The organism is Rhodopirellula sp. JB055 (genome assembly GCF_043100905.1).
Classification (GTDB): domain Bacteria; phylum Planctomycetota; class Planctomycetia; order Pirellulales; family Pirellulaceae; genus Rhodopirellula.
The window spans coordinates 1-9,937 of record NZ_JBICHO010000371.1 but is presented as its reverse complement, the minus strand read 5'-3'; the positions used below and the strand labels follow the sequence as shown (position 1 = coordinate 9,937).

Genomic DNA, 9,937 nt, shown 5'->3' with positions numbered 1-9,937 from the left:
TCGCCCCTAGGTTGATCCTACCGGTGACTGCGCATTTTTCCAAGGCGTTGGCACATTGCATCGCCCACTTCAGAAACTGGATGCCTCGCACGATCCAGTCAACCAACTCATCTCAACCAGCCGTTGCGGCGGATCATACCGATGGCGTGACCAAGCTGGGCCCTTTCACAGCGACAGCGATCTCCAGGGGACCTTCGGAGGAGGAGTTGCCTCACGAGGAGGTGCCGGTGGTCTTGGCGAAAGGTTCGGCAGCGGGGGCAATGTGTTCATCGTGGGCAATGTGTTCAGCGGTCCTCGAGGAAACAATCAAGCTCGCTTGGTTAGCGTCGCGTTTCGAGCCTCTTGCCTGAAACAAAAATCCAAAAAGCACTGGCAAGATCCGTAGCAACTGCTACAACTTTAGGTCGAGTGTTCGCTCGATGCAAAACCGAAGTTCCTGCGTACGCATTTTAAGTCAGTGCCTTCAGCCAGACAGAAAGTGTTTTTGATGTTCCGAACTCTCGCCTCGCTTTCCTTGTTGGTGGTGCTCTTCGTAGGTTGCGACGACTCCTACGGTACACCTTCCGCAAATCAGCAAGCTCAAACCGCCGACCCCAATTCGACCATCGCCGTTACCGCGACAGTCGGGATGGTCGGGGACTTGGTGCGCACCATCGGTGGCGACCGAGTGGACGTTACGCAGATTTGCGGTTCGGGTGTTGACCCACACCTTTACAAAGCGACTCGTGACGATGTGCAAGCGATGATGAGCGCTGATCTAATCGTCTACTCCGGCTTGATGCTGGAAGGGAAGATGACGGACACGCTGATCAAGATGGCTCGCCACAAGCCGGTCATCGCCGTGACCGAGGCGATCGATGAGACGATGCTGCTCGAACCGGATGATTTTGCGGGTCACTATGACCCACACGTGTGGATGGATGTGGCAGCATGGTCTCAATGCGTGGACGTGATTGCCGATGAACTGTCCGCCTTCGATCCGCTTTTCGAGCCGGCTTATCGCGAGCGAGCCCACGCTCTGCGAGAGAAGCTGGCGGATCTGGACGAATACGGCAAAAGTGTGATTGCGACGATTCCCGAGGGCGGCCGCATCTTGGTGACTTCGCACGACGCTTTCGGTTACTTCGGACGCGCCTATGGTTTGAAGGTGCTCGGAATCCAAGGCATTTCGACTGACTCCGAAGCGGGACTGCAGCGGATCAATACTTTGGTGGATCTGCTGGTGGAACAGAATGTGAAATCAGTCTTTGTGGAAAGCAGCGTGCCTCGCAAGAGCGTCGATTCGCTGGTCGAGGGAGCTAAATCGCGAGGCCACCACGTCTCGGTCGGCGAAAAAGAACTCTTCAGCGACGCTATGGGAGAATCCGGCACTTATGAGGGAACCTATATCGGCATGCTGGATCACAACTTGACCGTTGTCGCGCGGGGATTGGGTGGAGAGGCCCCCGCTGACGGCTTTCAAGGAAAACTCAGCGAATGACTGCGGCAGCCCCAACCACCCATTTCAATCGTGGCAATTCGGCGATCGCGTTGTCAGTCGACTCAACGGTCGCCTACCATTGCCAACGCTCATTCACGTTGCTCCATGCTTGGTTTGCGAAGCGAAGAATGACTACACTCACTCATAACGAAAACGTTGTCGTCGACTCATGGATCCGGAAATAGAATCGTGTAGGTGTCTACCATGAAAACAGCTTTTCAATATGCCCAATGGGGCGTTCTGGCTTTGCTTTGGGTCGTTTGCATTCGCGCAGCGTTATCGATGCGCGGCGTGGTCTTTGCCGATAATCACGCGATTTGCGGACCTTGGGGCTGCGGTCCCAGTGTCGATGTCTTAATTGCGGCACATGTCGCATGGGTTGTAGCAATCTGGCCCCCTCTGTTTTTCTTGCCCTGGCGTTTGGGGTGGGACCGTGCGCGCATCACAAAGTTGGGCGCTCGATTGGCATTTTGCGGGTTCGCCGGAATTCTAGCCGTATGCTTGTGGCAATGGATCGTTTGGCGGCCAAACGCACACGATTTTGCTCGCCCCTATATTTGGCAGAGATGCGGGTTTGTGCTCGCGGGAGCGGTCGAATGGCCCTTCGTGCAGACGCTAGTGGGAGGCCTGATACTATGGCTCCTGGCCGCACCACAGCGTCTCAACCAGTTGCGACAAAAATGGGTCACCCGAAAACTTGCCGGTGCGGGCTCATAGACGCGCATCATCTGTTGCTGTCTGCCTAACGGACTGTTGATCTCATGAGCCGTTACGCGTTAGCGGCGACTCAGCGGACGCCAACCGCAGCGAACGTTCATCGGCGAACCGTTGTCTTTTGGTAGACAATAAGATCAACAGCCTGCTAGACCATTGCCTCACCGGCAAGGCCGTCGGGACAGCGTTTTACCGTGCAATTCGTACTTGAATCGCCAAATCGACTTGCAGGGAGACGGAATGCATCCGCAACTTTCGTCTCACCGCAGGCGTCACCCCATCGCCTCCCGATAATCGTTCCAGATCACACGCGTGACCGAGGGAGGCAAGATTTCCCTGGTTCTCGTCTTGACAATGGCTCGCCGCGCAACGGCAGGTGCAAGGCTCTCTTCGTGCGATGGAAAGACATTGGCAATGAAGCCAATTCTTTCAAATTCAAAGCCCGGTGAATCAGGAACGAAACGCATGAAGTTGACACGAGTGGACTCACCCCAAAACGAATCGGCCTTGGCCCAACTCCTCGAGTCGTGCAATACGATTCAGGCATCGGTTCATGAATCCCAGGCAATCGCGATCTCGCGTGGTGAAATGGGACCGCTTCGATGGCGTGAATCGTGCAACAAGAAAATCGCAATCGCTCGAGACATCCTTCAATTCCGCATCACATTGGAGATGCCCCGGATCGAAGAGGAATGCGATGTCGTGCACTTGGTGCTGTCACGAAGCTTCGGCCCCAATCTGATGATCGATCGGATTTTGTCGAGCCACATGGATGGCAAAGCAGTCCGCCCGACCAATCAGTCCATGCACCGGAATCTCGACCTGCACTTCAACGCCGTCCAAAGCGGATCAACGGTGGTGGTCAGGTACCAAATGCGAGTCGACTGCAACGCCGAACCGTCACTCGTTGCCGTCGACGATCTGAGCGTCCGCTGGGCGTACCGCACGCGAAGCACAAACGAAACGACAGGCAGGGCTCACAAAGCGTCGCGAGGAATTTCGGCTCCTCATGGCATCGGCACCACCAACCACCTCAGCCATTCCAAATCGCCCGTCTTGGCATCAAGCCCTGTCTAAGGCAGGTCGAAAACTAAATGGCATAGGCTTCAGCCGGTGATTGCGTGCAACTCAGGCTAGTGGTTTGTCACAGCGAAAAAGTGAGGGTTGATCGTAGTGGACGAGGCCACGAGTCCTTGGATTTCACGCCAGTTCAGGACTCGCGGCCTCATCCACTACCTTAGAAACAAGTTCTGACAGACCACTCGAAGCCTGAGCTCAAATTTTCATTGCGACACTTCTTCGCTCGGGCTTTGAGTCATCGTCGCGGGGTGTCTTCACCGACCTGGACCGACGCCAGAGTGTAGGACTCATCCAATCGCCCGTGCTCACGCAACCGGGCGGCGATGCGTTCGGCTCGAGCGGCCCTTTTCGCCTCCGCTCGAGCCAATCGTTGCAGGTGGACTTCTGTGTCAAACTGCATCGCAGCGAGTCGTTGTCGCTGCACGTTCTCATAGGCAACGTTTGCGACTTGGCGCTGAGTCGCAAACTGCTGTTGCTGGTACTGCAGCGCGGCCAAGTTGCCCTGGGAATACCGATTGGAGACCAGAGCGTTCTGCGGATACATCGAGTTGCTTGCGTACGAGGCTGGGCTACCGCTTGGCGATCTGCCACCACCCGACCGGCACTGGGCAACGACGTCGCTGCTGCAGAAAGCAGCCAACAGCAAAGCCGTTGCGATCAGGAAGGAGACTCGTTGGAAATTCATCGTGCACCTCTGCGCGTCGTGAAAGAAAGGAACATGGATAGGGCGGCCATCACGGCCACGTATTCTCTCCTTCAACAAAGGATGCTTCTGTTTCGAAGTGTCACAAGAATTCGCCCCCGTGAATCACCAGCCAACGTGGCAACGCCCACGTCATTGGCTTGAGCAGTCGTCCAAACCCACCAAGTAATCCACGTCGCTGCCAAAGCAATGGTCCACTGCTTCGGTATCCACCAACCGTCTCCCCGTCGGCAGGTGCTGTCGCTCATAAGCGGCAATGCGGTTGATCGACGACGGTGGTTTCTTGTCCTGAACGAGTGAGCCATCGTGCTCCATGTTCAATCGCTGAACATTCGGGCTGGGCTCAAAATTGATCATCCTCGAATTGGAGATTCCTGATTGCGTTGTGGCTCGAAAGAGATGTTCCAGCGGACGGGAATGGCGATGGGATGAACGAGACATAGTGAGTTCTCCTGTAGCAAAAACTTGTGTAACGAACGCATCCGCCTACCCAACATGTTGCCAGTTTCACACTGTACCGCCGCCGTCTTTTAAAAAAACAATTCCCGTGACATCCGCCTCAAAAAGCTCCCTTTTGAACCGGGGAATCCCCACCGAATCGGGCTCTGGCAGGCGCTACTGCAGCCCTCAAACCCCAGTCTCATCTCTTCGTCGCGATCCGCCCAATCGCGTCCCCTTCCCGCGACTCTCTCGCCGACAGAAGATGGCTTCGAAGTTGATTCCAGTTCGTTGTGTCGCCGACGCATGAGGCCTGAAGTATGAAGTTCAATGCGACGATCCTTGTCTCCGCTATTCTGCTGGCGTTGTTCAGCACAAGGAGCACCCACAGTGAAGAGCCAGCCATGAAACCAACCTGGGCAATCGTGATTCATGGCGGAGCAGGCAGCTCCCCCGCACAACTTGGCGATGCATCGAGTCGGCAACGTACCGCCGTTTTGCAACGCGCGTTGCAAACTGGACGCGACATGCTCGCCGGTGGCGGAACCGCCATGGACACCGTCGAAGCCGTCATCCGCACTTTGGAAGACAATCCAATTTTCAACGCCGGCCGCGGTTCTGTTTTGACAAACGACAGACGCGTGGAAATGGACGCTTCGGTGATGGATGACAAGACGCTCGGTTGTGGCGCCGTTGCTGGTGTGACCAAGGTCAAGAATCCAATCTCGCTTGCTCGCCAGGTGATGACAAACACGAAACACGTGCTGCTCGTCGGTCCCGGTGCCGATGAGTTTGCGGAAACTCAGCAAGTACCTCTCGTCGATCCGAAATACTTTCTGTCCCAACACGATGACGATGAAGCTGCGAACATTGCTTCGGTGAATCAAGAGGAAGACGAATCTCACTTGGGAACTGTCGGCTGCGTGGTGCTAGATTCGCATGGGAACCTAGCCGCAGGAACCAGCACCGGTGGCACCGCCAAAAAGCTGCCCGGACGAGTTGGCGATTCACCGATCGTCGGTGCGGGCACCTACGCCGCCAATGGTTTGTGCGCTGTTTCCGGCACCGGTGTTGGTGAAGAGTACATTCGAAACAGCGTCGCTTATGACATCGCAGCACAAATGCGTTACGCGAGCAAATCGCTCGAGTCATCCGTCACGGAGATCATGCAGAATCGTCTTCAGCCTGGCATCGGTGGATTGATCGCCGTTTCACAAACCGGCGAGATCGTGATGCAGCACAACACACCCGGCATGAGCTGCGCCGCTGCCGACAGCACCGGACGATTCGAGACGCACTTGATCCTCGACAACGGCGGAGCCCCAGCGGACCAAACCAACTCACCCGAGGCGGAAATCACGGCTCTGATTCAGCAGCAAGCCAGCGACTGGAATGCGGGCGACATCGACGCGTTCATGGACGTCTACTGGAAGAGCGACCAGCTCACGTTCTCCTCCGCTGGCGAAGTGACCCGCGGGTTTGACGCGACGTGGCAGCGATACAAGAAACGCTATCCAACGTCGAAAGAAATGGGAAAGCTCACGTTCACGGAGCTCGAATTTTTGCCACTCAGCGGCGCTGCCATGCAAGTCCTGGGAGTCTGGAAACTCGAACGAGACGAACCGATGGGCGGCCGATTCACGCTCGTGTTCCAGCGTTTTCCGGAAGGCTGGCGAATCGTCCACGATCACACTTCCAAGTTCGCTGATCCAACTCCCCAATGATGAACCGACGGGCATGCGAGCGATCGAGACCAGGGACCCATCAACCTTCATTCGTTTCCGCGTGCCCTGCCTGTTAGACTCTCTCGTCACGGATCACCGCATTTCAATCCTCTTTGATCGTGACGAGCATGGATTTCTGTTTGGGAAAGAACCACTCATTCAGTGTGTGTTGGTTGACGCTGGCTTTGGTCACGGCCGTCGCGTCAGAAGCCGTTGCGGTTGATTTCAACCGAGACATTCGCCCGATTCTCTCGGAAAACTGCTTCCATTGTCACGGACCCGACGCGGCCTCACGAGAAGCCGACCTGCGGATCGACACACAGGACGGTTCGCGTCAGGAACTTTCAGAAACCGCGGCGATCGTCCCGCACCGGCCCGAGCAAAGTGAACTGATCAATCGGATCTTTTCTGAAGACCCCGGTTTGCGAATGCCGCCGGCTGATTCCAAACGCAAACTCTCGGCCCACCAAAAATCGCTCCTACAGAAATGGATTGCCGAGGGCGGCGAATACGAACAGCACTGGGCGTTCATTGCTCCGACTCGGCCTGTTGTTCCCACAGCAGATCGAGTCGCTTGGTCATCGCATCCGGTGGACCGTTTCGTTTGGGATCGATTGCAAGTTCGCGGACTCCATCCTGCGCAACGCGCCGACCGAAGGACACTGATTCGCCGAGTCTCACTCGACCTCACGGGTCTGCCCCCCACGCCGGACCAAGTCGACTCGTTCGTTCACGATCCCGATTTGAACGCCTATGAAAAACTGGTGGATCGGTTGTTGGCTGCAGAGCAATTTGGCGAACGCTGGGCCAGACCTTGGCTGGACTTGGCACGCTATGCCGATTCGAATGGATTCCAAGCCGATCAATTGCGAGACAGTTGGGCCTATCGCGACTGGGTGATCCAGGCGTTGAACGACGACATGCCGTTTGATCAGTTCACAATCGAACAACTCGCTGGCGACTTGTTGCCGGACGCAACGATCGATCAACAGATCGCAACCGGATTTCATCGGACCGTCACTTGCAACGTCGAAGCCGGTGTCCATCCAGAAGAAAACCGCGTGAACCAAGTGGTTGATCGAGTCAACGCGACCGCCACCGCATGGCTGGGAATGACCATTGAATGTGCCCAGTGTCACGATCACAAATACGATCCGGTCAGCCAGGAAGAGTACTACAAGCTTTTCGCGTTTTTCAACAACACACCGATGGAGGTCGAAAATCCAAGTGGCAAAGGCGTGTCCTTTGACTTCTGGGGCCCCAAGATGGACTTGCCTCTTTCTCCCGAACAAGCGACCACCCAAAGCCAACTGAAGGCCGAAATCGCTTCGCTCCAAGCAAAACGGAAAGCCGTTCTAAAAGCAGGTGATTGGAGGGGCTGGACGAAACGACTTCGAACGGCACTCGACACACCGCCTCAGTGGCAAACACTGCCGATCGCTTCCGTTGAAGCGACCGGCGGAGAAGACTTCGAAATCCTGGATGACCAATCGATCTTGTTCCAGGGCAGATTGCCCGACACAACTGTTTATGAAATCACCTGCAATGAAATTCCAGCGAATGTTGTCGGATGGAAGGTCGAAGCCCTGACGCATCCTGAACTCCCAGGAACCGGCCCCGGTCGCGGTGATGCCGTGCGATCCAATTTCATCCTGAGTGAATTGGAGGTGACAGTTGTCTCACAGGACGGCAACGCAAACTCCCCCATGACACTTCACTCACCATCCGCCGACTACTCTCAACCCAATTGGCCAGTCGCCAACGCGATTGACGGTGATCCGAAAACAGGGTGGGCGATTGGACAGAAGTTTCAACAATCTCACTGGGCGCAGTTTCTGCTCGAAGACCCGCTCGGTTCCAAACCCGGTGCCACGTTGCGATTTCGATTGGAACAAAACTACGGAAGAGGCCGAACGATTGGTCGCGTGCGTCTCTCGGCACTGTGTGGCGATGCGATCGCATTCGACGTCCCCGAAGAAGTGGCAACGGCGGTAAAGAAACAACCGGAGGACCGATCACCGAGCGAACAAACGAAGCTACAAAACCATTTCGAAGCATCCAATCCCACGGCTCGTTCGCTGCAACGACGCATTCAAAAACTGACCAAGCAACTCAATGCGATCCAGCCTGACACCACACTTGTCATGGTGGAACTCGATAAGCAGCGAGAAACGTTTTTGATGCAACGCGGCGACTACTTGTCACCAGGTATCAAAGTCGCGCCGGGGACACCGATGGCTCTCCATCGAATGAACGAGAACCTTCCGAAGAATCGCTTGGGGCTGGCCAATTGGCTGGTGGATCCTTCGAATCCGCTCACCGCTCGGGTGACGGTCAACCGCTGGTGGGCCCAGTTGTTCGGTCATGGAATTGTCAACACGCTGGAAGACTTTGGCACTCAGTCTTCGCCTCCAACGCATCCGGATTTGCTCGACTGGTTGGCCGTTGAATTCGTTGAATCAGGTTGGTCCATGAAACACGTCCTGAAAACGATCGTGACTTCCGAAACCTACAGGCAGGATTCCAAAGTCACGGCGGAACAGATCGAAGCGGACCCCGCGAACAAATGGTACGCCCGGGGACCACGCTTTCGCATGTCAGCAGAAATGATTCGCGACAATGCCTTGGCCGTCAGCGGTTTGCTCTCAACCAAGATGCATGGTCCTCCCATCATGCCCTACCAACCCAAAGGAATCTGGCGTCAAGTCGGCCGGAACGAACCCAAATGGGTCGCGGCAACCGACCAAGACCGCTACCGACGTGGCATCTATGTGATTTGGCGACGCGCAGCACCCTATCCCAGCTTTGTGAATTTCGACGGGCCGGACCGAAGCTCTTGCGTCGTCGGACGACCGAGAACCAACACTCCGCTGCAAGCCCTGACGTTGCTCAACGATCCCGCTTACGTGGAAATGGCTCTCGGGCTCGCCATTCGAATCCTACGTGAACATCCAAGTCCAGATGAAACCCAACGACTTTCAGGAGCGTTCCAAATTGTGTTGGCACGACAACCAGACGAACAAGAATCCTCCCGTCTGTTGGCGTTATATCGCGAGCGAAAAGCACACCTTCAAGCTCATCCCCAAGAAGCCCAGCAACTCGTTCGAGGGAATTCGTTCCCCATGCCCGACGCCCCGTTGGCGCTCACCTCGTCTTCCACCGACGTTGAATTGGCCGCTTGGTTCTATGTTGCCAACGTCTTGCTGAATCTGGACGAGACAATCACGAAGGACTGAATCCTCTCCGCAAGTTCCCCTTCTTCATAACAAACGTCAACGATGCCTCCCTCCCAATCGAAGCAGCCGTTCCGTGGTGCCGCCGCAGCAACGGTTGCCAACGCAACTCGCCGGCAACTCTTTCAACGCACCGGCATGGGACTCGGTGGATTCGCACTGACCTCCCTGTTTCAAGCAGAGCAAAACCGTGCCTTCGGGCAAGAGCAGACGGGTCGCGTCCTCGGAACACATCATCCTGCACGAGCCAAGAGTGTGATTTACATTCACATGGTGGGTGCCCCGTCTCACTTGGACCTCTATGACCATAAACCCATCTTGCAAGAACGTTCGGGTCAGCTCTGCCCCGATGAGTTCTTTCAAGGGAAGCAACTGGCGTTCATTCGTGAACAACCGAAGCTGTTTGGCACTCCAAAGGATCAATCTTTTCAGTTCCAACGCTGCGGAGAATCAGGAGCTGAGATTTCGAATCTGATGCCAAACCTGCAGTCGGTTGCAGACGATTTGTGCTTCATCAAAACGCTGCACACTGACCAATTCAATCACGCACCGGCAAAGGCGCACA

The 9,937-nt window shown here is 55.7% G+C and carries 7 protein-coding genes; 5 read left to right on the top strand and 2 right to left on the bottom strand.

Features of this window, described 5'->3' with window-relative positions; genetic code table 11:
- The first annotated feature begins 487 nt into the window (after positions 1-487).
- Positions 488-1,480 (top strand): metal ABC transporter solute-binding protein, Zn/Mn family, encoded by a 993-nt coding sequence (locus ACF8AM_RS14825; protein WP_392556381.1) that lies wholly within the window; start codon positions 488-490, stop codon positions 1,478-1,480.
- Between the two features lie 1,179 nt (positions 1,481-2,659).
- Positions 2,660-3,271 carry a hypothetical protein gene (locus ACF8AM_RS14820; protein ID WP_392556380.1) on the top strand — a complete coding sequence of 204 codons (612 nt, stop codon included), beginning with the start codon at positions 2,660-2,662 and terminating at the stop codon, positions 3,269-3,271.
- Positions 3,272-3,509: 238 nt separating this feature from the next.
- Here the strand turns inward: ACF8AM_RS14820 and ACF8AM_RS14815 are convergent, their stop codons facing one another.
- A complete protein-coding gene (locus tag ACF8AM_RS14815; RefSeq protein ID WP_392556379.1) occupies positions 3,510-3,959 on the bottom strand; it encodes a hypothetical protein in 450 nt (149 codons plus the stop codon).
- Between the two features lie 150 nt (positions 3,960-4,109).
- Positions 4,110-4,334 (bottom strand): hypothetical protein, encoded by a 225-nt coding sequence (locus tag ACF8AM_RS14810; RefSeq protein WP_392556378.1) that lies wholly within the window; start codon positions 4,332-4,334, stop codon positions 4,110-4,112.
- Between the two features lie 401 nt (positions 4,335-4,735).
- Between ACF8AM_RS14810 and ACF8AM_RS14805 the strand changes: the two genes are divergently transcribed.
- From ACF8AM_RS14805 to ACF8AM_RS14795, 3 genes are all read left to right on the top strand, one after another.
- Positions 4,736-6,139, top strand: coding sequence for an isoaspartyl peptidase/L-asparaginase (locus ACF8AM_RS14805; protein ID WP_392556377.1), 1,404 nt, complete (start codon positions 4,736-4,738; stop codon positions 6,137-6,139).
- Positions 6,140-6,267: 128 nt separating this feature from the next.
- Positions 6,268-9,375 carry a PSD1 and planctomycete cytochrome C domain-containing protein gene (locus ACF8AM_RS14800; protein WP_392556376.1) on the top strand — a complete coding sequence of 1,036 codons (3,108 nt, stop codon included), beginning with the start codon at positions 6,268-6,270 and terminating at the stop codon, positions 9,373-9,375.
- Between the two features lie 42 nt (positions 9,376-9,417).
- A partial coding sequence (locus tag ACF8AM_RS14795) for a DUF1501 domain-containing protein (RefSeq protein WP_392556375.1) occupies positions 9,418-9,937 on the top strand: 520 nt, incomplete at its 3' end.